The sequence below is a fragment of the Mesorhizobium sp. G2-6-1 genome (genome assembly GCF_055809095.1).
In genome coordinates, this window is sequence record NZ_CM147896.1 from 2,267,767 (window position 1) to 2,291,179 (window position 23,413).

Annotated in this window: 21 protein-coding genes and 4 pseudogenes; 13 read left to right on the top strand and 12 right to left on the bottom strand. The window is 56.2% G+C overall.

Features of this window, described 5'->3' with window-relative positions; all coding sequences use genetic code 11:
- Positions 1–100: 100 nt before the first annotated feature.
- From AC0L7S_RS10935 to AC0L7S_RS10980, 10 genes and pseudogenes are all read right to left on the bottom strand, one after another.
- Positions 101–1,216, bottom strand: a complete 1,116-nt coding sequence (locus AC0L7S_RS10935) for a branched-chain amino acid ABC transporter substrate-binding protein (RefSeq protein WP_473470905.1) — start codon at positions 1,214–1,216, stop codon at positions 101–103.
- A gap of 136 nt (positions 1,217–1,352) precedes the next feature.
- Positions 1,353–1,700 carry a DUF6867 family protein gene (locus AC0L7S_RS10940; RefSeq protein WP_473470907.1) on the bottom strand — a complete coding sequence of 116 codons (348 nt, stop codon included), beginning with the start codon at positions 1,698–1,700 and terminating at the stop codon, positions 1,353–1,355.
- 17 nt (positions 1,701–1,717) lie between these two features.
- The gene (locus tag AC0L7S_RS10945; RefSeq protein WP_473470908.1) at positions 1,718–2,446 is read right to left on the bottom strand and encodes an ABC transporter ATP-binding protein; all 729 of its coding nucleotides are present in this window, start codon (positions 2,444–2,446) and stop codon (positions 1,718–1,720) included.
- Positions 2,349–3,869 (bottom strand): ATP-binding cassette domain-containing protein, encoded by a 1,521-nt coding sequence (locus AC0L7S_RS10950; RefSeq protein WP_473470910.1) that lies wholly within the window; start codon positions 3,867–3,869, stop codon positions 2,349–2,351. The genes AC0L7S_RS10945 and AC0L7S_RS10950 overlap by 98 nt, the downstream gene beginning before the upstream one ends.
- Positions 3,869–4,927: pseudogene (gene livM / locus AC0L7S_RS10955) on the bottom strand (high-affinity branched-chain amino acid ABC transporter permease LivM); the annotation flags it as partial. The gene AC0L7S_RS10950 and the pseudogene livM, both read right to left, overlap by 1 nt.
- A gap of 216 nt (positions 4,928–5,143) precedes the next feature.
- Positions 5,144–5,437: pseudogene (locus AC0L7S_RS10960) on the bottom strand (DUF3382 domain-containing protein); the annotation flags it as partial.
- A gap of 4 nt (positions 5,438–5,441) precedes the next feature.
- Positions 5,442–6,344 (bottom strand): branched-chain amino acid ABC transporter permease, encoded by a 903-nt coding sequence (locus AC0L7S_RS10965; protein ID WP_473470911.1) that lies wholly within the window; start codon positions 6,342–6,344, stop codon positions 5,442–5,444.
- Positions 6,345–6,680: 336 nt separating this feature from the next.
- Positions 6,681–7,682 carry a 4-hydroxyproline epimerase gene (locus tag AC0L7S_RS10970; RefSeq protein ID WP_473470912.1) on the bottom strand — a complete coding sequence of 334 codons (1,002 nt, stop codon included), beginning with the start codon at positions 7,680–7,682 and terminating at the stop codon, positions 6,681–6,683.
- 12 nt (positions 7,683–7,694) lie between these two features.
- On the bottom strand, positions 7,695–8,954 hold the full coding sequence (locus AC0L7S_RS10975) for an NAD(P)/FAD-dependent oxidoreductase (RefSeq protein ID WP_473470913.1): 1,260 nt from the start codon (positions 8,952–8,954) through the stop codon (positions 7,695–7,697).
- A gap of 23 nt (positions 8,955–8,977) precedes the next feature.
- Positions 8,978–9,871: a dihydrodipicolinate synthase family protein gene (locus AC0L7S_RS10980; RefSeq protein WP_473470914.1), complete on the bottom strand. Its 894-nt coding sequence runs from the start codon at positions 9,869–9,871 to the stop codon at positions 8,978–8,980.
- 69 nt (positions 9,872–9,940) lie between these two features.
- Here AC0L7S_RS10980 and AC0L7S_RS10985 point away from each other — a divergent pair, with 69 nt between their 5' ends.
- Positions 9,941–10,633: a GntR family transcriptional regulator gene (locus AC0L7S_RS10985; RefSeq protein ID WP_473474264.1), complete on the top strand. Its 693-nt coding sequence runs from the start codon at positions 9,941–9,943 to the stop codon at positions 10,631–10,633.
- A gap of 60 nt (positions 10,634–10,693) precedes the next feature.
- Here AC0L7S_RS10985 and AC0L7S_RS10990 read toward each other — a convergent pair whose 3' ends face one another.
- A complete protein-coding gene (locus tag AC0L7S_RS10990) occupies positions 10,694–12,190 on the bottom strand; it encodes a CoA-acylating methylmalonate-semialdehyde dehydrogenase (protein ID WP_473470915.1) in 1,497 nt (498 codons plus the stop codon).
- Between the two features lie 201 nt (positions 12,191–12,391).
- Here AC0L7S_RS10990 and AC0L7S_RS10995 point away from each other — a divergent pair, with 201 nt between their 5' ends.
- The 9 genes and pseudogenes from AC0L7S_RS10995 (at position 12,392) to ccoS (ending at position 20,825) form a co-directional block, all read left to right on the top strand.
- Entirely contained in the window at positions 12,392–13,273 is an 882-nt protein-coding gene (locus AC0L7S_RS10995) for a LysR family transcriptional regulator (RefSeq protein ID WP_473470916.1), read from the top strand.
- A 543-nt stretch (positions 13,274–13,816) separates the two neighbouring features.
- On the top strand, positions 13,817–15,472 hold the full coding sequence (gene ccoN / locus AC0L7S_RS11000) for a cytochrome-c oxidase, cbb3-type subunit I (protein ID WP_473470917.1): 1,656 nt from the start codon (positions 13,817–13,819) through the stop codon (positions 15,470–15,472).
- Between the two features lie 6 nt (positions 15,473–15,478).
- Positions 15,479–16,213, top strand: coding sequence for a cytochrome-c oxidase, cbb3-type subunit II (gene ccoO / locus AC0L7S_RS11005; protein ID WP_473470919.1), 735 nt, complete (start codon positions 15,479–15,481; stop codon positions 16,211–16,213).
- Positions 16,214–16,215: 2 nt separating this feature from the next.
- A pseudogene (locus AC0L7S_RS11010) lies at positions 16,216–16,377 on the top strand (cbb3-type cytochrome c oxidase subunit 3); the annotation flags it as partial.
- Between the two features lie 96 nt (positions 16,378–16,473).
- Entirely contained in the window at positions 16,474–17,355 is an 882-nt protein-coding gene (gene ccoP, locus AC0L7S_RS11015) for a cytochrome-c oxidase, cbb3-type subunit III (protein ID WP_473470920.1), read from the top strand.
- A gap of 38 nt (positions 17,356–17,393) precedes the next feature.
- Positions 17,394–17,588 carry a hypothetical protein gene (locus AC0L7S_RS11020; RefSeq protein WP_473470921.1) on the top strand — a complete coding sequence of 65 codons (195 nt, stop codon included), beginning with the start codon at positions 17,394–17,396 and terminating at the stop codon, positions 17,586–17,588.
- Between the two features lie 19 nt (positions 17,589–17,607).
- A complete protein-coding gene (locus AC0L7S_RS11025) occupies positions 17,608–18,390 on the top strand; it encodes a DUF2189 domain-containing protein (protein WP_473470922.1) in 783 nt (260 codons plus the stop codon).
- 24 nt (positions 18,391–18,414) lie between these two features.
- Complete coding sequence (locus AC0L7S_RS11030) at positions 18,415–20,676, top strand: cation-translocating P-type ATPase (protein ID WP_473470923.1); 2,262 nt, start codon at positions 18,415–18,417, stop codon at positions 20,674–20,676.
- The gene (gene ccoS / locus AC0L7S_RS11035) at positions 20,673–20,825 is read left to right on the top strand and encodes a cbb3-type cytochrome oxidase assembly protein CcoS (RefSeq protein ID WP_473470924.1); all 153 of its coding nucleotides are present in this window, start codon (positions 20,673–20,675) and stop codon (positions 20,823–20,825) included. The genes AC0L7S_RS11030 and ccoS overlap by 4 nt, the downstream gene beginning before the upstream one ends.
- Before the next feature lie 13 nt (positions 20,826–20,838).
- Here the strand turns inward: ccoS and AC0L7S_RS11040 are convergent, their stop codons facing one another.
- Positions 20,839–21,204, bottom strand: coding sequence for a DUF6522 family protein (locus AC0L7S_RS11040; RefSeq protein WP_473470926.1), 366 nt, complete (start codon positions 21,202–21,204; stop codon positions 20,839–20,841).
- 92 nt (positions 21,205–21,296) lie between these two features.
- On the opposite strand from AC0L7S_RS11040, the gene AC0L7S_RS11045 reads away from it, so the two are divergent.
- The 3 genes and pseudogenes from AC0L7S_RS11045 (at position 21,297) to AC0L7S_RS11055 (ending at position 23,406) form a co-directional block, all read left to right on the top strand.
- Positions 21,297–21,518 (top strand): hypothetical protein, encoded by a 222-nt coding sequence (locus AC0L7S_RS11045; RefSeq protein WP_473470927.1) that lies wholly within the window; start codon positions 21,297–21,299, stop codon positions 21,516–21,518.
- Entirely contained in the window at positions 21,515–22,861 is a 1,347-nt protein-coding gene (locus tag AC0L7S_RS11050; protein WP_473470928.1) for a hypothetical protein, read from the top strand. Before AC0L7S_RS11045 ends, AC0L7S_RS11050 begins: the two co-directional genes overlap by 4 nt.
- A gap of 18 nt (positions 22,862–22,879) precedes the next feature.
- Positions 22,880–23,406 (top strand): annotated as a pseudogene (locus AC0L7S_RS11055) (DUF2249 domain-containing protein).
- Positions 23,407–23,413: the final 7 nt, after the last annotated feature.

Below are 23,413 nucleotides of genomic sequence, written 5' to 3' on the forward strand. Positions count from 1 at the left end.
CGCAAACGGCAATGATGCATGAACAGACGCAAATCGTCGGAGATACAAAAATGCCCGGCGTAAAACGCCGGGCATTTCGCTAAAAATGAACTTAAGGCTATTAGAGCTGGAAGTAGTTGTACTTTCCGTCGTCGCCCTTTTTCCACTGATAAATTACGTAGTCAGCGTCGGTACGGTCGCCTTTTTCGTCAAAGGAGAGCTCGCCAAGAACAGTCTTGAACGGGCCTTTTGCCTTGATAGCCTTGGCAACTTCCTGCGGATCGTTGGAACCGGCAGCGTTGGCTGCCTGTGCAATGACCTGCGTGGCTGCATATGAGTAGAGCGTGTAAGCCTCTGGCTCAAAGCCGGCTGCGCGGAACTTCTCAACGATATCCTTGGCGTTCGGGTTCTGACGTGGGTCTGGCCCGAAGGTGTTGTAGGTACCGGCAACCGCGTCGCCAGCGATCGAGGCAAGTTCGTTCGAGACGATGCCGTCGCCCGAGAACAATGGAGCCTTGAGACCTTGGTCAGCCGCCTGGCGAATGATCAGACCGGCTTCGGTGTGAAGGCCACCCCAATAGATCAGTGTTACGCCGGCTTCTTTCATCTTGGCGATAAGCGCCGAGAAGTCCTTGTCGCCAACATTGATGCCTTCATACATGACTTCATTCATGCCAGCGGCGTTAAGCGCCTTCTTGGTTTCGTCGGCAAGACCCTGACCATAAGGCGTCTTGTCGTGGATCACGGCAACCTTGGCATCTTTGAAGTTTGCGGCAATATAAGCGCCGGCAACTTCGCCCTGCTGATCGTCACGACCGCAGACGCGGAAGGTGTTCCACAGGCCGCGTTCGGTGAAGGTCGGGTTGGTGGAAGCCGGAGTTACCTGCAAAATGCCGTTTTCAGCGTAAACTTCCGATGTCGGGATGGATACGCCCGAGTTGAAGTGGCCTACAACGAATTTGACGCCGTCGGCGACGAATTTGTTGGCTACCGAAATGCCTTGCTTTGGATCTGCAGCATCGTCACCGACGCTAACCTTGATCTGCTCGCCGTTCATGCCACCGGCTGCATTGATGTCGGCAGCGGCCTGCTCGGCACCTTTTTGCAACTGTGCGCCAAAGGCTGCGTTGGGGCCGGTGATCGGGCCGGCAACGCCGAGTAGAACATCAGCCCAGGCACCGCCGCTGAACGCAAGCAGTGCGGACAGAGCTACCGCGGACAAAAGTGATTTCTTCATTTAACGCTCCCATTTACGGAGTGGGCCTGAAAGATGCTTTCATGCGATGCCCACTCTGATCGCAGAAAGTGTACTTTGCCGATTTTCTGGCAGTTGTCACGCCGTTTCAACTTTGAAACGGCGTTAATGGTGAACCTTAATTCTTTGATTTCCAACTCAATGGCGAGACTTTCTCATAAAGCCAGTTGTACTGCGTGACCATTTGATTGGTGCGTGTGTATTGGTAGCCGATGAAGGCAACAATCATCAGGACTGCAGTGTCGATGAGATAGTATTGCGCCGAAAACATCGTGCCTTCGAACAAGGCGTAATGAATGAACCTGATGCCGAAACCCAGACCGAGTACGTAAAAGAACAAAGTGGTCTGAGATCTCCACGTTTGCGCGCTGGCGCGGCCCGTCATCCAGGCTGCCCATCCGCCGAGAAGACAGGTGACAAAGAAGAACTGCCAGACCGAGGGTTCTTCGTAGATAATACCTTGCATGATGATAACTCCCGGAATCAGTGACGTCCGCCTTCGAGATAGGCAGCGCGCACTTCAGGATTGGCGAGCAATTCCTTGCCCGTACCGCTCATGGTCACACTGCCATTGACCATGACATAGCCGCGCGTGGCGAGTTTCAAGGCACCAAAAGCGTTTTGCTCGACCAGGAAGACTGTTAATCCCTGCGTGCGGTTCAGTTCGCGAATGGCGTCGAAAATCTGCTTGACGATCAATGGAGCCAGTCCAAGCGATGGTTCGTCAAGCAGCAACAATTTCGGCCTGGCCATCAATGCCCGGCCAATCGACAACATTTGCTGTTCGCCGCCCGACAAAGTGCCGCCACGCTGGCCGATGCGCTCTTTCAAACGTGGAAACAGCGTGAAGACCTTTTCGACGTCTTCTTCGTAATATTTGAGATTGTCGAGGCTGGCTCCCATCTGAAGGTTTTCCAGAACCGTCATGCGCGGGAATATCCGCCGCCCTTCGGGCGATTGCGCAATACGCATGCGGGCAATCTCGTGGGTTGGTAGTTGGGTGATGTCTTTGCCGGCAAAGGAGATCGTACCGGTGCGCGCCCTTGGTGCCCCAAAGATTGTCATCATGAGGGTTGATTTGCCGGCGCCATTGGCACCGATCAACGCCACGATTTCACCTTCGTTGACTGAGACGTCGACACCATGCAGCGCCTGAATGTTGCCGTAGAAGGTCTGAACGCCCTTGATGTCGAGCAGCGTTTTGTTGGCCATTATTTACGCCCCCGCGCTTGCCAGACTTTGGTGCCGACCCCTGCTTGGCAAGCAGCTTGGCTTGCTTGACCCAATCCTCGCGAGCTATGCGCCCATCGAAAGCAAGATAGGCTTCGGCTGCCACGACGTCATTTTTCTTCCATGCCGCTATCTGATCGAAATGGAATATGCCATGTTCGTTGAGCTTCTTTTGATTGACCGGGCCGATGCCTTTGATGGCAAGCAGGTCATCGGCTTTTCCGCCGCGCGGTGCGGCAAGGCGGTTGGTGATAGCTTTGGCTGTTGGCGCTGGCTTTGCCGGTGTTGCTGTCTTGGTGGGTATTTTGGATGCTGACTTGGCGGGCGAAGTTGCTTTGCCGGTCTTGGCCTTGATGCCAGGGGACTTCGCTGCTGCTGTCTTGGTGCGTGGTTTCGTTTTCACACGTGCGCTCTTGGATGCGCCTTTTTCGACAGTAACGCGTTCGCCGTCGCCGTGGGTGACGGTGTCGTCCAGCGGTCCGGCAAGCATGGATGACGAATCGTCGGGACGGTGCCCGTGACCGGGAACAACATCGAGTTCTTCAATGACGCTTTCGTCTCCGACCTCGGTCAGAGCCGTTTCCACCTCTTCGTCGTCAACGCCAAGATAGGCTGCGATGACGCGCGGATCCGTCTTGACCATGTCGGGATCGCCGTCGGAAATCTTGCGTCCATATTCGAGTACAACCACGTGATCTGATATCTGCATCACGACTGACATATCGTGTTCGATCAACAGAATTGACGTGCCCGTGCTTTTCTTGATGTCGAGCAACAATGTGTTGAGCGCGAGCGATTCCCTTGGGTTCAGTCCCGCCGCCGGTTCGTCCAGACAGAGGAGTTCCGGGCCAGTGCACATTGCGCGGGCAATCTCAAGCCGCCGCTGCGCGCCGTAAGGCAGATCGCCAGCAGGATCATCGGCGCGATCAACGAGTTCGGCCTTTTCCAGCCAGTGCTTTGCCAGATCGATGGATTCTGCCGATGCCTGGCGATAATTGCCGATGCCAAGCAGGCCCAGCACTGTGTAGCCGGAAGCTTTCATCAGTTTGTTGTGTTGCGCCACCAGGAGGTTTTCCAAGGTTGTCATGCCGGAAAACAGGCGGATGTTCTGGAAAGTTCGGGCGACTTTGGCCTTGGCCGTAATCTGGAAGTCGGCCATTCGTTCAAGCAGGAATTCGCCACCGTTCTTGCTGGCGAGGCGGATCATGCCTTCGGTCGGCTTGTAAAATCCGGTTATGCAATTGAACACCGTGGTCTTGCCTGCGCCATTGGGGCCGATAAGCGCGGTGATTTCACCGCGTTTTACGGCAAATGACAGGTCGCCAATGGCGACAAGGCCACCAAATTTCATCGACAGATGTTCAACCTGAAGAATTGGCGTGGTCATGGCTGTATTTGTATTCATCAGCCGTGTCCTTCCTTGGTAAATGAGGCGGATACGGCTTTTCGTTCTCTCAGGAAGGCTGTCGGTTCCCGGCTGCCGACAAAGCCGCGAGGTTTCCAGACCATGACGATCACCATGGCTAGACCGAACAGCAGCATGCGGTAGAGTTCAGGTGTGAAGTCCGGTCCGAAAATCAACTTGAGGAACTGCATTTCACGCAGGATTTCCGTACCGCCAATCATCACCACAGCGGCGATGAAAATGCCTCCGAGCGACCCCATACCACCCAGAACGACGATTGCGAGAATAATCGCGGATTCCAGAAAGATGAAGGATTCGGGGCTGACGAACCCTTGCCTGGCAGCAAAGAAGGAACCTGCAAATCCACCGAACATGGCGCCCGTGGCAAAGGCGGTAAGTTTCGTGGTTGTCGTGTTGATGCCCAGCGAACGACAGGCGATTTCATCTTCGCGTAGAGCTTCCCAAGCCCGCCCGACGGGCATCCTGCGCAAGCGAATGGTCACGAATGCCGTCAACAGGCACAGCAGCAGGATAAGATAGTAGAGGAATATCTTGTAGTAGGCACCCGACTGGGCAATGTCAAAAACCTTGGAGATGTAGTTGGGGTCTGACACGTTGAACGAAATCAGCCCAAAGAAACTGACTTTCGGGACGCCGGAGACGCCGGCCGCGCCATTGGTGACTTCGCGCCAGTTGATCAGCACAAGGCGGATGATTTCACCGAATGCAAGTGTGACAATTGCAAGATAGTCGCCGCGCAGTCTCAGAACGGGAAAGCCGAGTATGACCCCCCATAAGGCAGCCATGAAGCCAGCGACGGGCAAGAGTATCCAGAAGGACCAGCCGAAATGGGTGCCGAGCAGGGCATAGGAATAGGCACCCACGGCGTAGAAGGCAACGTAGCCGAGATCGAGCAGGCCTGCCAGACCGACAACGATATTGAGGCCCCATGCCAGCATCACGTAAATGAGGATCTGGATGCCGAAATTGTCGACCCATTTCAGGGAACCCTGGAAGCCGAACATCATGACAATGATGATCGGGTACAATACCAGCAAGGTAACGCCTAGCGAATAGGAGTGCGCACCGACGAACGCGCGGTAGGCATAGAGGAGCCAGGCAAGCACGTAGATGATTGCTGCCGCGCGCAACATTCCGACATAGACGCCCCAATAGGGACCGACAGCCGCCTGCAAGGCGTTGCCGAGCAGAAGGAGTACGGCTGCGACTACAATCGCTGCGATCAAGTATTTCTTCTGGAAGAACCGTTTCGCAAAGCTATCGGGCAGCTTCCCGGTCTTTGGGTCGTGCAGCTTTTGCGAAGCAAGGAACGGTGCCACATAGACGATCTGGACGAAGCGGCCGATCATGGTGAGGATGACCACGACGGCGAGCAATCCCCATCGGGGCACAAGGATCAGTTCATTGTGGATGTTCTGGTCGGTCTTCAGTCCGATCATCAGGACGAACAGGAAGAACGAGACAATGCCGGCGAAGATCGCCTCGCGGAAGCCTCTGGCAAAATCGTGGCTGCCGCCGGCAAGCGTTTTCGATGGGTCAGTTGTCATGAGGTCAGACCTTCTCGACTTCCGGACGGCCAAGCAAACCGGACGGCAGGAAAATCAAAACAATCGCAAGGATCGAAAATGCGGCAACGTCCTTGTAATCGATAGAGAAATAAGCCGACCAGAGACTTTCGATGAAGCCTATCGCAAGTCCGCCGATCACCGCGCCGGGGACCGAACCGATGCCACCGAGAACGGCTGCGGTAAATGCTTTAACTCCGGGAACAAAACCATCGGAGAAGACCACGACACCGTAATACATCAGGAATAGCGTGCCAGCGACCGCAGCAAGAGATGCGCCGATGATGAAGGTGATCGAAATGGTGCGGTCAACGTCAATGCCGAGCAGTGCAGCCATCTTCCGGTCCTGTTCGCAGGCGCGTTGCGCGCGCCCCAGGGCGGTTTTGTTGACGACATACCAGAAAACCACCAGCAGGACCGCCGTTACAGCCACGATAACGATCTGCTTCAATGAAATGCTGATGCCATAGATGTTATAAACCTGGCTGATCATTGGCGGAATGGGCTTGTTACGGGGACCTTGCGTAACCTGCACGAAATTGGAAAGGGCTATCGACATGCCAATTGCAGTGATCAACGGGGCGAGGCGAAAGGAACCGCGCAGCGGCCGGTACGCCATCTTTTCGATGACCCAGTTGTAAAGGGATGTCAGCACCATCGCCACCACCATCATGATGAGGAGGGCAATGACGACGGGCACAGAATAAAACAGCGCGCCGAGAATAAGGAAAACGATGAGAGCGATGAAGGCTCCGACCATGAAGATATCGCCGTGGGCGAAATTGATCATGCCGATGATGCCGTAGACCATCGTATAGCCGATCGCAATGAGGCCATAGATAGATCCCAGCGTCAGCCCGTTTATAAGCTGCTGGATAAAGTACTGCATGTCGAAACTGCTCCCCTGGAGTGTCACCCTGAGACGGGTGCATCCCTTTTAGTCTTTTCCCTAGTCCTATAGCGTCGCGCATGGATTGCAACTTGAAATTTCAACCACAAGCCGCGTTTTCGGAAACTGTCCAGCGAAGGCTGTTCCCCTCGTTATCGGCTGCTGGACCGTTGCGGAACCTACCACTGGCACAAGACAATGTCATTGATGAATCGGGTGTAGATTACTCCAAAAATCGAAACAATCACTACGAAAGTTCTATAAGTCGAGGGATTATTGCACGTTTCATGATTGTGAAAACAACTCATTCAGGTGAAACATAGCGTCATTCCTTTGCTATTTGACCACGAATCCGTGAGCGAACGGGTCGCGATCGTCGATGAAAATCGTATTCAATCCGGTCATTCGCGCCCATCCCCCTACGGAAGGTGTGATGGCGGATTTTCCGGCCAATTCGATTTCATTCTCGACGCGGCCCTTGAAGATCGAGCCAATAATCGACTCATGGACAAAATTGTCACCGACCATCAATTTATTCCTGGCGTGCAATTGTGCCATGCGTGCCGAAGTACCCGTGCCGCAAGGTGAGCGGTCGATGGCCTTGTCGCCATAGAAAACTGCGTTGCGTGCATCCGCTTCCGGATGTGTTGGCGCGCCGGTCCATAGCATGTGGGTGAGTTTGTTGATGCTCGGATTTTGCGGATGAACGAATACGTATTGTTCGTTGAGGCGTTGGCGAACCACCGGGCTCCACGCAACGAGATCACCAGCCGTGTAGTCGGCCATGTCACGGTAGTTCTCCTGCGGATCGACTATCGCATAGAAGTTGCCGCCATAAGCGACATCGACATGAATTTGTCCCAAGGTGGGGCATTCGACTGCGAGATGTTGCGCATAGAGGAAGGATGGCACATTGGTGATGCGCACTTCCTCGACATATTCGCCGACCTGCTTGTACTCGGCCACCACAAGCCCGGCGGGGGTATCCAGCCTCAAAATGCCCGGCGTTCTGGGCTGTACCAGACCATGCTCGATTGCCATTGTAACAGTGCCGATCGTGCCATGCCCGCACATTGGCAGGCAGCCCGATGTTTCGATGAACAGGATGGCGATGTCGCAATCATCGCGCGTTGACGGGTAGAGAATGGAACCAGACATCATGTCATGACCACGCGGCTCAAACATCAAGCCAGTGCGAATCCAGTCGTACTCGGCAAGGAAGTGCGCGCGGCGTTCCATCATTGTGGCGCCTTCGAGACGAGGGCCACCACCGGCAACGAGACGTACCGGATTGCCGCATGCGTGGCCGTCGATGCAAAAGAACGAATGACGAGCCATATGTTACCTCATTCAGAAGCGGGCTGGAGAAAAGGGAGTGATGTCGATGACAGGCGTTTGCCCCGAAACGAGATCCCGGACCAGCCTGCCAGTCGCGGCGGCCTGTGTCAGACCAAGATGGCCGTGGCCGAAGGCATAGAAGACCGAGGGTGCGTGAACGGCTCGTCCAATCACGGGCAGACTGTCGGGCAGAGAGGGCCTATATCCCATCCATTCGCGACCGCCGCTCGGGTCGAGCCCGGGCAGGAACCTTTCGGCTTTTTTGAGCAGTGCTTTTGCACGGGCATAATTGGGTGCCCGGTTCAGGCCGCCGAGTTCTACGGCTCCACCAATGCGTAAGCCGTTCGACAAAGGCGTAACAACAAAACCGTGCCTTGAAAAAATCAGTTGCCGCTTCACATCGAAAGCCGCAACGGGCAGCGTCGTGTTGTAACCTCTCTCCGTTTCAAGCGGGATGGGCTCATTCAGACTTTTTGCCAGAAGATGTGACCACGCACCCGCAGCTATGACAAGTTGGTGCGCCCGGTATTGGCTGCCATTAGCCAGATGTATTGTGACATCTTCCTCATTCGCCTCGATGGTCGTGATCAGTGCTTGTTCAAACCGAGCGCCTTTGGTCTGGGCATAAGCCCATACGGCCTTGCCAAGTTCCTTGGGCTCACTCACCGTTTTCCAGTCGGGCACGAACGTGCCTTTGATGAAGCGTTTTGCCAGACCAGGTTGCAGGTCCGACAATTCATCGCCGTCGACGTGACGATAGGCAATGTTGAACCTGTCGCGCGCCGCCCAACCTACCAATGAAGTTTGAAATTCCGGCTCACTCTCATAAAGTTCGAGCGAACCATTTTCTCGCAACATGTGATGCGTGCCGGAGCGCTGCATCAAGCCCGACCATTCAGCTTGCGCGAGTGTCATCAATGCCGCCTGGGCAGTTAATGCGGCCTCGAATTTTCCCGGCGCACTGGCGCGCCAGAAACGCCACAACCACGGTATCAATTGGGGAAGATAGGCAGGCGGGATAGTCAGCGGCCCAAGCGGATCGGCCAGCCATCGTGGAAGATTGCGCATCATGCCTTTGTGGGCCAATGGCAGCACGTCGGAAAAGGCGAAGGCTGCGGCATTGCCGGAACTGGTTTCTTCGCAGATGCCGCTTCGATCGAAAACCGTGACGCTGCGGCCCGCCTCGGCAAGATGGGCGGCAACCGAAATACCAATGATGCCGCCACCGATAATGGCGACATCCAATTTCTGGTTCGGCGCGGCATGCGACATTTGCCAGAGGGGCCTTTTCGTCCTCAGAAGCCGGGCAGATCCGGGCGGACCGCCAAAGCATCCTTGATAATTTTTTCCGTGGCCTTGCGCCGTTCGCCGGATAGCGGCTGACGCGGCATGCGCACGCGGTCATTTGTGCCGATTGCGTGGACTTCCGCAAGCTTGATATTCTGGACCAGATAGGTGGAGACATCGAGATCGAGCAGGGGCCGGAACCAGCGATAAATGGCGAGGGCTTCGTCGCGCCGCCCCTGTCTCAATAACTGATAGATGGCCACGGTCTCGCGTGGAAAGGCAGTTACAAGACCTGCGACCCAGCCGATGGCACCGACCGACAGCGCCTCGAATGCGAGATTGTCGACACCGGTGAAAAGATCGAAACGATCCTCGAAGCGGTTGATGATTTCCGTTGTGCGACGAATATCATCAGAAGATTCCTTGATCGCGACGAAATGCTGGTCCGTGGCCAATTCTTCCATGTCGTCAACGGTCACGTCAACGCGATAGGCGATCTTGTTGGAGTAGATCATTACTGGCAAGCCGCCGGCCGCGGCTACTGCCTTGAGGGCATCCACTGTTTCGCGAGGATTGGTATGATAGATCGGGCTTGGCACGATCATCAGGCCGTCGGCGCCTTCTTTTGCGGCGCGCTTGGCAAGATTGGCAGCTTCGCGGGTGCCGGCTTCGTTGATGGTCAGCAGGACAGGCTTCTTGCCAGCCACTTTGCGCGCCGTCGTGAAAACCTCGATTTTCTCGTCAGCCGAAAGCATCGGGCCTTCGCCCAGCGAACCGGCCACGATGATGCCATCGCAACCTGCATCCATTTGAAGCGCGAAACAGCGCTCCATTTCCGCATGGTCGAGGCGGTCGTCCTCGGTGAATTTGGTCGTAACGGCGGGAATAACTCCGGTCCACATAATGGCTCTCCATCTGATATATCAGTGGCATATCTTATCTTTGGAGTATCTGTCAATATGTGCCCGCTTATGATATATCAAGAATATATCAAGGAGGCGTGCTTGACCTATTCGGATGACCCAATCGAGGACGAACCTGCAACGAGCCGAGCCTACCGGTTGCTCGAGCGAATGATCGTTACACTTGATCTGGTGCCTGGTGCTTTCGTAACTGAAGGCGCGCTGATCGAACGGCTCGGATTGGGGCGCACGCCAGTCCGTGAAGCGATACAACGACTGGCATGGGAGGGGCTGCTTGAAGTTCGCCCGAGGGCAGGCATAGCTATTGCCCCTCTCCATGCCGGCGATTGGCTGCGCGTTATCGATGCGCGGCGCGGCGTTGAGACCGTCCTTGCCCGATCTGCTGCCCGCTTCGTCACGCGTGAGGCAGGAGAGCGCTTTCAACACGCTGCTTTGCTGATGCAAAAATCGGTGATTGCCGGTGATGTGTTGGCGTTCCTGAAAGCAGACAAGGCGCTCGATGAGGCGCTTGCGCTTGCGGCAGATAATCTCTTTGCGTCGCGGTTGGCTGCACCGCTGCAAACACACAGCCGCCGCTTCTGGTTCCGCTACCAAGCCGATACGGGATTGGCGGAATCCGCTGAGCGGCATATTGCCCTGATCCGCTCAATCCTCGATGGGGACGCGAACGCCGCAGCAGATGAGGCGAACAGGTTGATGACGCAGTTGCGCAGCTACGCCGAAGTGTCGGCTACGCGTTAAAAAATGCGCCGCCGCTTCTCAACGGCAGCGCATTCAATCGTCGAAATCTGTTGTCTGTTGTTATTTCATGGTTGGCATGGCGAATTCGGCACCTTCCTTGACGCCGGATGGCCAGCGCGACGTTACCGTCTTCGTCTTGGTGTAGAACTTCACCGAATCCGGGCCATACTGGTTGAGATCGCCAAAGCCTGACTTCTTCCAGCCACCAAAGGTGTAGTATGAAACCGGTACCGGGATCGGCACGTTAATGCCGACCATGCCAACATTTACCCTGCTGGCGAAATCGCGTGCGGCATCGCCGTCGCGGGTGAATATGGCGACACCATTGCCGTATTCATGCTCGGAAGGCAGGCGCACTGCTTCCTCAAAGTCATGTGCACGCACGACCGACAAGACAGGTCCGAAAATCTCTTCCTTGTAGATGCGCATGTCAGGCGTAACATCGTCGAACAGGCAACCGCCCAGATAAAAGCCGTCTTCATAGCCCTGCATCTTGAAGCCGCGGCCATCGACGGCGAGCTTGGCGCCTTCCTTGACTCCGATCTCGACATAGTTGCGTACGCGCTCAAGTGCTGCCGCTGTCACAAGTGGTCCGAAGTCCGCGCTTGGGTCGGTGGAAGGCCCGATCTTCAGGCTCTCAACGCGAGGGATCAGCTTTTCCATCAGCTTGTCGGCCGTGGCCTTGCCAACCGGAACCGCGACCGAAACGGCCATGCAACGTTCGCCGGCCGCACCGTAGCCTGCGCCGACCAGCGCATCCACGGTCTGATCCATGTCTGCATCGGGCATGATGATCATGTGGTTCTTGGCGCCACCGAAGCATTGTACTCGCTTGCCCGCCGCACAGCCGCGCGAATAAATATATTGCGCAATCGAGGACGAGCCGACGAAACCAATGGCTGAGATGTCATCATGGTCCAGAATAGCGTCGACTGCTTCCTTGTCTCCATTGACGACATTGAGAATGCCTTCGGGCAGTCCGGCTTCCAGCATCAATTCTGCCAGCCGCATGGGAACACCCGGATCGCGTTCCGAAGGCTTTAGAATGAAAGCATTACCGCAAGCGATTGCCGGCGCGAATTTCCACATCGGGATCATGGCCGGGAAGTTGAATGGCGTGATACCGGCAACGACGCCAAGTGGCTGGCGGATCGAATAGAGATCAATGCCGGGACCTGCACCTTCGGTGTATTCACCTTTCATCAGGTGGGCAATGCCGAGCGCGAACTCGACAACTTCGACGCCGCGCAAAATGTCTCCCTTGGCATCCGGAATGGTCTTGCCATGCTCGCGAGCAAGCAACTCGGCCAACGCGTCATTTTCGCGTGCCACCAATTCGAGGAACTTCATGAAGACGCGTGCACGGCGCTGGGGGTTGGTCGCCGCCCATGCGGGCTGTGCCGCCTTGGCGTTGGCTACCGCTGCGTCCATTTCGGCCTTGGATGCTAGTGCGACCTTGGCGCGAACTGTTCCGTCAAGCGGTTGGAAAACGTCCGCCGCTCGCCCGGACGTGCCTTTGACGTTCTTGCCGCCGATGAAATGACCATATTCGATCATGCTACACTCCCTGATGTTGTCTTGTGGTGAGCATTGTCGGCTTTTCCAGCCTGCATGGCAACGTGAGCGGAAACGCAACAGATGTGCATAAAATCGACAACAAAACATGAGTGCGCTTGATTTATCGCATAGGCGCGGCGCATCATGAGACATGGTTAGTCTGTTTTTTCCACACGCTGTTTTGATATTGGTGTCAGCAATATGAACTGGGACGACGTTCGTATTTTTCTCGCGGTCGCCCGCGCCGGGCAGATTCTTGGTGCGGCACGGCGGCTGGAACTGAACCATGCTACCGTCTCACGCCGGGTTGCTGCACTCGAAGAAGCATTGAGAACCAAGTTGTTTCGCCGTCTCACCACGGGAAGCGAGTTGACGCCGGCTGGTGAGCGCTTCCTTGAGATTGCCGAGCGGATGGAGGCCGATGTCATTGCAGCCCGCTCGACGGTTGCGGGGGAAGGTGACGACGTATCGGGCACGGTTCGTATTGGCGCTCCCGACGGCTTCGGTGTCGCGTTTCTGGCCAGGCATCTTGGCGCGTTGACGGCTCTGCACCGCGAACTCACCATCCAGTTGGTGCCCGTGCCACGCTCATTTTCGCTGTCACGGCGCGAGGCCGATATTGCCATCACTGTGGAACGACCAACAGAGGGACGCCTGGTGGCGGGAAAACTGGTCGACTATTCACTCGGTCTGTTTGCTTCACGCGGTTATGTCGAAAGCCGTGGTCTGCCCAAAAAGGCCGCCGACCTCGCAGATCATACGCTGATTGGCTATGTCCCGGACCTGATTGTCAGTCCCTCACTTGATTACGAGGCTGAATTCAACGCGGATTGGCATTCTGCCTTTGCCATTTCTTCGGCGCTTGGACAGGCCGAAGCGGTTCGGGCAGGAGCCGGAATTGGTATCCTGCACACATTTATTGCCCGTGCGATGCCGGAACTCGTGCCTGTCGAAATCATTGCACCGATCAGACGCGCCTACTGGCTGGTCTATCACGAATCAGTCAGACCGCTGCGTCGCGTCCAGACGGTTGCCGGTTTCATCACGAAAATCGTGGAGCGGGAGCGATCACTTTTTTTATGAAGCAATCTTAAAGCACATCGTATCTCAAAGGGATTCATGCAGGGTGCTTCAAGCCTTTGTTTTTGTGCATGTCGTTGTCTGAAAAACCGCTGCACACTTTTGGGCGACATGCACTAATACGCCCATTTCGAGGGGCGTCGCGCGCCTGCATTTATTGAATATCGCTTGGCTAGGTCGTGTTGGGAAAGCTGAAAACCACAACACCCGCCGGGGGAGGAGATCCGGCGGGTGTCGTAATGGTCGGTCAGCGATCGGGAGGAGGTGAAGGCTGACCGTATCCGTCTTGGCCCGGGAGGAGGTGGGCGGCGACGGAATTCAGTAATCGGAAGATACCCACGACCCGGTATTTTATGAAGAGATAATTTTGCATGGCAGCAATGCATATTGTGCAATGCAACATTATGGTCATGTCGATAGGCTTGATGAGTGGACTACTCCACATTGCTCCTTGCGCCAACGCAAAGATCAATGGATCATCTTGGTCTAGTGAAGGCCTGCGCTCCAACGCAGCAAAATGTTTCATTTGAACAGGCGGCACAATATATGATCTCGCAACTGACGCTCACTGAACGCCAAAACGCGCTTGTCATTCTTGTGCTGTTGGGCCTGTGCGGCATAGCAATGGCCGCAGTCGGTCGTGGCGATCCAATTGCTGTGCATGGTTACGTGATCCTTATCTTCAGCCTGGGTTTGGCCTTTGTCGTAATGTCTGGCTACTACACGCCCGAGCCCGATCCGGAACGCCTCTCACGCTATTTCGACGACCCGACCAAGGTCGGTATCGTGCTGACGATGGTCTGGGCCGTGTTCGCCATGGGCATTGGCGTATGGGTAGCAGCGCTGCTTGCGTGGCCGGATTTCACCTTCGATCAGGCGTGGGCGAGTTTTGGCCGCCTGCGTCCCGTTCACACGACAGGCGTTGTCTTCGGCTTTGGCGGCAACGCACTGATTGCCACTTCCTTTCATGTGCTTCAGCGCACCTCGCGGGCGCGCTTGCCCGATCAATTGACCCCCTGGTTCGTACTGCTTGGCTATAATCTTTTTTGCATATTGGCGGTCACTGGTTATTTCATAGGCATTACCCAATCGAAGGAATATGCCGAACCCGAATGGTATGCCGATATCTGGCTGGTTATCGTTTGGGTGGCATATTTCCTGCTCTACCTGCGCACGTTGGCGCGGCGCAAGGAACCCCATATCTATGTCGCCAACTGGTACTACATGGCCTTCATTCTGGTCGTGGCGATCCTGCATATCGTCAATAATCTCGCAGTTCCCGTGTCGTTTGCCCACGCCAAAAGCTATTCGCTGTTTTCGGGCGTGCAGGATGCGATGACGCAATGGTGGTATGGTCATAATGCCGTCGCCTTCTTTCTGACGTCGGGCTTTCTCGGGATGATGTATTATTATCTGCCAAAGCGTGCGGGGCGGCCGATTTTCTCTTACCGCCTGTCTATCATCAGCTTTTGGGGCATCACCTTCCTTTACATGTGGGTGGGCTCCCACCATCTGCATTACACGGCCTTGCCGCAGTGGGTGCAGACACTTGGGATGACGTTTTCACTGGTGCTTCTGGTGCCGTCATGGGCGTCGGCTGGTAACGCGCTGGCAACGCTCAACGGTGCCTGGCACAAGGTGCGCGACGACGCCACGCTGCGCTTCATGATGGTCGCCGCCGTGTTTTACGGCCTTTCGACATTCGAAGGCTCGTTCATGGCGATCCGCCCGGTCAACTCGCTGTCACACTATACGGACTGGACTGTCGGCCATGTTCATGCCGGTGTACTCGGTTGGGTGGCGATGATCACGTTCGGGTCGATTTACGCGCTGGTGCCGTGGATGTGGAAGCGTGAAACGATGTACTCGCCGAAACTTATCGAGGTCCATTTCTGGTTGGCGCTTTCAGGCACCATTGTCTACGTCTTTGCCATGTGGAACTCAGGCATCATTCAGGGCCTGATGTGGCGCACCTACACCGAGAGCGGAACACTGGCCTATTCCTTCCTCGACTCGGTCGAAGCCATGCATCCTTATTACATTGCACGCGCGTTCGGCGGGTTGTTGTTCCTGCTGGGTGCCATTGTCTGCTCGTACAATATCTGGATGACGATCCGCGCCAGCAAGACGCGTATTGCCGAGCAGAAGGAAGATGCGGATGTCCCCGCCTTTGTTCGTGACGCCGTTCAGGCCGGGGAGTAATCGATCATGCCCGAATTTTTCCATCGCAAGATCGAACGTAATTCCATCGGCTTTGTCGTCGCGATTGTCGCCGTCGCGTCGATCGGCGGTTTTGTCGAGATAGCGCCGCTGTTCACCATTCACGAGACAGTTGAACAAGCGCCAGACATGCGTGTCTATACGCCTTTGGAACTGGCGGGGCGTGACATTTACATCCGCGAAGGGTGTTATGCCTGCCACAGCCAGATGATCCGCACGCTGCGTGATGAAGTCGAGCGCTACGGCCCTTATTCGCTGGCGGTCGAATCGAAATATGACCATCCAATGCTGTGGGGGTCGAAACGTACTGGTCCGGACCTTGCTCGCATTGGCGACAAATATTCCGATGCATGGCATGTCGCTCATCTCATCAATCCGCGTGATGTGGTGCCGGCATCGGTGATGCCGAAATATGGCTGGCTGGCACGCAATGACCTCAAGATTTCGGAGCTGAACGAGAACCTTGCCGCGCAGCGCACGGTTGGCGTTCCCTATACTCAGGACATGATCGACAACGCCACGAGCGACGCATTTGGCCAGGCGACACCAGACAGCGAAGCGGCGAGCGGGGTCAGTGAACGATATGGCGAGGCAACGCAGGTGCGTGCCTTTGACGGTGATCCAACACGGGTGACCGAGATGGATGCACTCGTTGCCTATCTGCAAATTCTGGGGCGGCTGACCGATGCCGCCTACAAGCAGTCAGCGTCGGCGGGAGAATAGATATGGACATCGACCATAACACGCTCGTCGCCTTGTCCAAGAGCTGGGGGCTGTTTTATCTCATCGCCTTTTCGATCGGCGTGGTGATCTACGCACTCTGGCCTTCCAACCGGAAACGCTTCGATCATGCAAAGGTCAGTATTTTCGACAAGGATGATAGGCCCGGGGACGACAAACCGGGATACGACAAACCGGGAGACGACAGGAGGAAGGACGACAGGTCGGGGCACGGTAAACAATCGGGACCGGGGGCCTAGACGATGGCGGTTGAAAAGCAGGATCGGGTTACTGGCCGGATGACAACCGGCCATGAGTGGAACGGCATCGAGGAACTTGAAACACCAATCCCGCGCGTGGTGTTCTTCTTTCTTGCTGTAACGACGGCATTCGCGATCATTTGCTGGATACTTTATCCAACATGGCCGCTTATCTGGACTTATACCAAGGGTATAACCGGTTTTGACCAGCGCAATGTGGTGACGCAACAAGTGGCGCAAGCTGATGCCAGCCGCGCAGCATTATGGACCGACAAGGTCTCGACCATGTCTTATGCCGATATCGAAGCGGATGCACCCTTGATGCAATCGGTGAAGGAAGCCGGGCGTACGCTGTTCATTGACAATTGCGCGGCCTGTCATGGTGTCAACGCAACAGGTGGTCCCGGCTTCCCCGACCTTACAGCCAAATCATGGCTTTGGGGTGGTGAGCCGGAGATGATCGAGGAAACGATCCGGGTCGGTATCAACGCTACAGATGAGGATACCCGCGTATCGCAAATGATGGCTTTCGGTCGTGACGGTATATTGCAGCCGGAGCAAATCGCCGAGGCTGTTGCCTATGTCCGTTCGCTTTCAGGTCTGACGCCCGCCGCCGGTGATGCAGAGCGAATTGAGGCCGGCAAAGAGGTCTTCCAGAACAACTGCGTGGCCTGTCATGGTGAAGACGCCAAGGGATCGCATGATGTCGGCGCGCCCGACCTGACGGATCAGGCCTGGATTTATGGTCATGATGTGCAGAGCGTCTACACAAGTGTTTATTCCGGGCGTCAGGGCCATATGCCCAACTGGGGCACGAGGTTGTCGCCTCTACAGGTCAAGCTTCTGACGCTTTATGTGCATACGCTGGACGGGACGCCGCAATGAATGCGGGATTGTCATCCTCGACAGCGGGAACCGCTTCAATGTCTCCACCGATACGACGCCCGTTGAGCAAAGTTCTCGTCTGGTCTCTTGTGGGAGCTGGGCTCGCCTTACTGGTTGGCGCTAATGCCCATCTGGTCTATGTCGCGGTTACCTCGCAGCCCGGTTGTGTGCCACATGCCAAGGACATCGGCGCTGACGGCGCACCATTGCGGGCGGCGCGTTCCGCCTGCTGAATGCTGAAAGGATAACGGTATGGCTAGCGCCGAACAGTCTGACAATTTCGTTCCCCTGGCCGAACAACGCCGCCGCTACCTTCCCGCCGGTGCAGCCTTCGGATGGCTTGGTGCAGGCTGGCGTGACCTATGGACAATGCCAGGTCCGAGCCTCGTTTACGGGCTCGCCATTTTCGTCGCCTCTATCGTCATCGTGTGGGGTTTGTTTGCGCTGGAACTCGATTACATCCTCTTGCCTGCGTTGGCCGGTTTTATGGTGGTTGGCCCCTTGATCGCTGTCGGCCTTTATGAAAAGAGCCGCGCGCTTGGGGCAGGTGAACCTGTAAACCTCAAGGCAATGTTGTTCGTGACGACACGCTCGGGCGCGCAAGTTCTCTATACGGGTGCCATTTTGTGCCTGCTCATGCTGGTCTGGATGCGCGCGGCAGTCATTATCTACGCGTTGTTCTTTGGTCTTCGACCTTTTCCCGGCCTCGACCATGTCGTTGAAATGCTCATCACCACGCCTGAAGGGTGGGGAATGCTGGTGGTAGGTACGGCGGTTGGCGGGTTGTTCGCGGCTTTTTCCTTTGCCATCAGCGTGTTTGCGATTCCGATGCTGCTCGATCAGCGAACGGATGCCTTCACGGCCATGGGGACAAGTATTTCAATGGTCTGGCGAAACCTGCCTGTCATGGTGATGTGGGGCGCACTCGTGTCGATCCTGTTCCTGCTGGCGGTCGCGACAGGTCTTGTTGGTCTGATCGTTATCTTCCCCTTGCTTGGTCACGCGACATGGCATGCCTACAAAGCGATTGCGTAAGGGCGATCAAGTGAGAAAGGTCAGATGAGTTGCTGCGCACCAGGTGTTGAAGCGGCTGCCGAATTTGGACGTGATCCATCGGCGGAAGAACTCAAGCTGGCCAGCCGCGAAGTGGATGACGGTCTCTACCAGACCGATCTCGCCGTTCCGGGTGTGCATTGCGCTGTCTGTATCCAGAAGATCGAGCGTGGGCTTTCCCGTCTTGTCGGCGTCGAATATGCGCGCGTCAACCTGTCGACGAAACGCGTCAGCGTAAAGTGGCGAGGCGAGATAACGCCGCCGATGATCCTGACCCTGGCCGAGCTTGGCTATCCGGCCCATCTTTTCGAAGCGGAGGACGACAAGAGCGACCCGGAGCTTTGGCGCCTGATCCGCGCATTGGGAGTCGCTGGCTTCTGCGCCATGAACATCATGCTTTTGTCGGTTTCGGTCTGGTCGGGCGCAGACGCGGAAACCCGGCAGGCATTCCACCTGATTTCGGGCGCGCTTGCACTGCCCGCACTGCTTTACTCGGCGCAGATATTCTTTCGCTCAGCATGGGGTGCGTTGAAGAATGGCCGAACCAACATGGATGTGCCAATTTCCATTGGCATAACACTGGCGTTCTGTCTCAGCCTCTACGACACGTTTAACAACGGCGAACATGCCTATTTCGATGCGGTGACAACGCTCATCTTCTTTCTTCTGGTTGGCCGTACGCTCGATCATGTCATGCGCGAAAAGGCGCGGGCTGCTGTACGCGGATTGATCCGGCTCACGCCACGCGGGGCAACGGTGCTGCGCGATGACGGTAGCCGCGACTACCTGCCTGTCGATGAAATCGAGCCGGGCATGCAGATTTTTCTGGCTGCCGGTGATCGCGTGCCGGTCGATGGCGAGGTCAGACAGGGCGTGTCGGATGTGGATTGCGCGCTCGTCACCGGGGAAAGTGCGCCGAGACATGTTGAGAGATGCACTGAAATTCGGGCGGGCACGCTCAATCTGACGGGGCCGCTGACGATGGTGGCGCATGCGCGTGCGCAAGACTCATTTCTTGCCGAAATGGTGCGCCTCATGGAAGCGGCGGAAGGCGGGAGAGCCCATTACCGGCGTCTGGCTGATCGTGCGGCCCGACTTTACTCGCCTCTCGTTCACGCAGCCGCCTTGCTGACATTTCTTGGCTGGATGGCGGCGACCGGTGACTGGCACCGGGCGGTTGGAATTGCGATCGCGGCGCTGATTATCACTTGCCCCTGTGCGTTGGGTCTTGCCGTTCCCATTGTTCAGGTGGTTGCAGCGCGCCGTCTGTTCGAGAATGGCATCATGGTCAAGGACGGTTCCGGCATCGAGCGATTGGCGGAAATTGACACGGTGGTCTTTGATAAGACAGGGACGTTGACACTTGGCCGCCCCGGCCTGGTCAACGCCAACCTCATCGATAAGGACACGCTGCACATTGCCGCGACCATGGCCGCACAATCGCGCCATCCGCTCTCAGCGGCGATTGCTGCAGCTTCTTCACGCGATGATGGCGTGTCTGCAGGTCTTACCGGCGTGATGGAGTATCCCGGCTTTGGCATGGAAGCTCATGCAGAAGAAGCGTGTTATCGCCTTGGGCGAGCCGAATGGGCGCTGGCAAATGGTGCCACCGAAACGGGGACTGTTCTTGCCCGCAATGGCGATCTGTTGGCCAAATTCGTGTTCGCCGATGACCTTCGCCCCGACGCAAAGGCCGCAATAGAGGCACTGCGGCGACAGGGGTTAAATATTGTGATCCTGTCCGGCGATGAGTTGGCCTCCGTTGCGATGACAGCGCAGCAACTCGACATAGCCGACTTTAGTGGCGGGCTGTTGCCGGGTTCCAAGGTTGAGCGCCTGGCTGCTCTTTCGAGCGCGGGTCACAATACGCTGATGATTGGCGATGGGTTGAACGATGTTCCGGCTCTTGCTGCGGCACATGTATCCATGGCTCCGGCAACCGCCGCCGACATCGGGCGCAATGCTGCCGATTTTGTATTCCTTCACGAAAGCCTCGACGCGGTTCCAAGGGCACTTTCAGTCGCGCGTGAAGCGGGGAGGCTGGTCCGGCAGAATTTCGCACTGGCAATCGGTTACAACATCATCGCGCTGCCGGTCGCGATTTCCGGCGCTGTCACGCCGCTGATCGCGGCGCTGGCAATGTCGTTTTCTTCTATCGTGGTTGTCACCAACGCCATGCGCCTGAAATCGGGGAGACACAGTGACGCCGTCCGCCCTCGCGACATAAGCCCGGTTTCCGCCACGGCTAATCCGGTGTTGGCCAAATGAGTGCGCTTGTTTTCCTCGTTCCGCTTGCGCTCATTCTGGGTGGAGCTGCGCTCTACGCATTCCTGTGGACTTTGCGTAGCGGTCAGTATGACGATCTCGACGGTGCTGCCGAGCGCATATTGATGGATGATGACGATGACGAGCAATGAGATGGAGTTGCCATTACATTGCCTGACCGGTTTTCGGCCGGTGCTCTAAACGCTGCAAATCCAGTATCTCTTCACTTAGAACATTATCATCCAGGTCGATGATTGCGCGCCAAACTGTGTTGCCGCGCCTGACGGTCAGACGCTGGCGACCGTCATCGTCGTCAGTTCCGGTCTCTACTGTGCTCGTTACCAGTCCAAGCCGCATCATCCTTTGCAGATCGGCAATGCTGGTGGAAAGTCGATTGGCAAGAATGCTCGGCTCTACGAACAGGTCGCCATTGACGTCGCGCTCCAGTTTCATCGCAGATATGTCATCATGTTGGTGCCTCGCCGCATCGGCCATTTTCTCGCAGCATGAGAGATGCGGAAAATAACGCATCCATTGTCGCTGCTGTTTGCCTTTTCGCAAATACATGTATCAACAATTCATGTTTTAAATCATGCCTGATGTTGTGAACAGGGAGCCCATAGATGCAAGTCTGCGATTGGAACCGGCAGGGGTCTGTTGTTGCGTCGCATGGCAACGCTTTGGACGTGGGCAGCCATTCGCAACGATTGGTAACGCTTGTCGAATTGATCGCGGCGGACCTGCTCGCACCGGCAGGACCGGAAATTCTGGGCTGTTGCGACTGGCTTTGTGCGGATTTCACACACGGTGAGACCGCAGGCTTATTGTGGGGGCAAGAGCAATGATGGGTGCGGCGCTATCGCGCTGGACGATGGCCTACTTTGCCGCTGCACTGGTGTTTTTGCTTGCCGCACAGACGCTGATGGTGGCCGGTTATGGCTTCCCAACGGTTGACATTCGCTCGCCGCAAACATTGATCCTCGTGCATATGGTTACAATCGGCTGGCTCAGCCTCTTGATGTGCGGCGCCTTATTCCAGTTCGTCCCGGTGCTGGTCGCGCGCCCGTTGCGCCGTCCGACACTCGTCCTTCCCATCCTGGTTTGTCTGCTTGCCGGGCTGGGATGTTTGCTTGCGGGATTTCTTCAACTCTCAGGTGGCCTGGCCATCGAAATTCCCTTCCTCGCTTTTTCCGGTGTACTTTTGCCCACTGGTTTTACCCTTGCCGTTATCGTGTTGGGCGATACGTTGTTGAGTGGTCGGCCGCTTTCCCTGCCGGCGCGCTTTGTGGCCTGGGGTTTGGTTTTTGTTGTCACGACAGCTACTTTTGGGGCATTGTTTACAGCAATCCTTTCAGGTTTTCCGTCGGTTGACCTGGCGGGGACATGGGGGAGTGAAGCGCTCCCATTGCACATCACTGCCGGGCTTGGCGGATGGCTTACATTTTCAGCAATTGGTGTGAGCTATCGCTTGTTGCCAATGTTCATGCTGTCTCCGGATGGCGAACGGGGAAGCAATCGCGTCGTCCTATGGTGCGGCGTAATCGCTCTTGCTCTGGTGATTGTCGGCAGTCCCATAGAAATGGCAATTGGCGGCCCTGGGGCGGCGTTGCCATTCGCCTTTCTGCTGGGGCTGGTGGCTGTTGCTTTCCATTGCTTCGACCTTGTCTTTTTCTACACCCATCGCAAGCGCCGCAAGATTGAACTCAACAGCCTCGCGGCTGTCGGTGCTTTCTGCGCGTTCTATCTCTCGGTCCTGCTGTTTGCTATTTTGCTCGCGAGCGGAACACTGGCCATACATATTGGCGCACTTCTCTATCTTGTCGCTTTTGGCTGGTTGACGGGGCTCGGTCTTACGCAACTCTACAAGATCGTTCCGTTCCTTACCTGGCTGGAATGCTATGGTCCTGTAATGGGCAGGAAACCCACACCGCGCGTGCAGGATCTTGTCATGGAGGGGCGCGACAAGGTTTGGTTTGCGCTTTATTTTTCCGCAGTGGCCGTCGGCACTGCTGCGTTGTTGGCAGATATGACGGTGATATTTCGCTCTGCGATGGCAGCCACGCTTATCGCAACGGTTGCGCTGGTCGTGGAAATGGTTCTGGTGCGTCGCCTGTTCAATATTGCCGTTGCTGCGCGTTTGCCCGAAGGGACCGTGCGGCCGGGCCTTTTTCTTGTCTCTCCTCGTTAGCAATGATTGGAGCTTTGCATGACCCCAACACATTATGATCTCGATGTTCGCCCGATCCTGCGTAACGGCGGTGAACCGTTCAGCGTCATCATGCAAGCCGTGGCCGAACTTGCGCCGGGGCAGGGGCTGCGATTGCTGGCGACATTCAAACCTCTTCCGTTGTTCCAGGTTCTTGGTGCACGCGGTTTTGAATCGGCAGCACGCGAGATTGGCGAGGGGGATTGGGAAGTCATCTTCACGCCAGCCGGCGCGTCGACGGAGGTGGCGCGGCAGGCGCAACCAACCACCGCCACTGCCGATGCTGGCGATATATGGCCCGAACCCATCCAACAGCTCGACAATCGCGATCTCGATCCTCCCGAACCGATGGTCAGGACACTTGAGGGCGTGGAGACACTTGCCGCTGGCCAGACGATTGCAGTTTTGTTGCCACGCAAACCGGTGTTTCTTTTGAGGAACTGGAAACGCGTGGCCATCGCTGGCGTGGAGATTTCGAGCCTGAAGGCCACTACCGGGTCGTAATTCGCTCCGGCGGTTCGAGGTAATAACAGC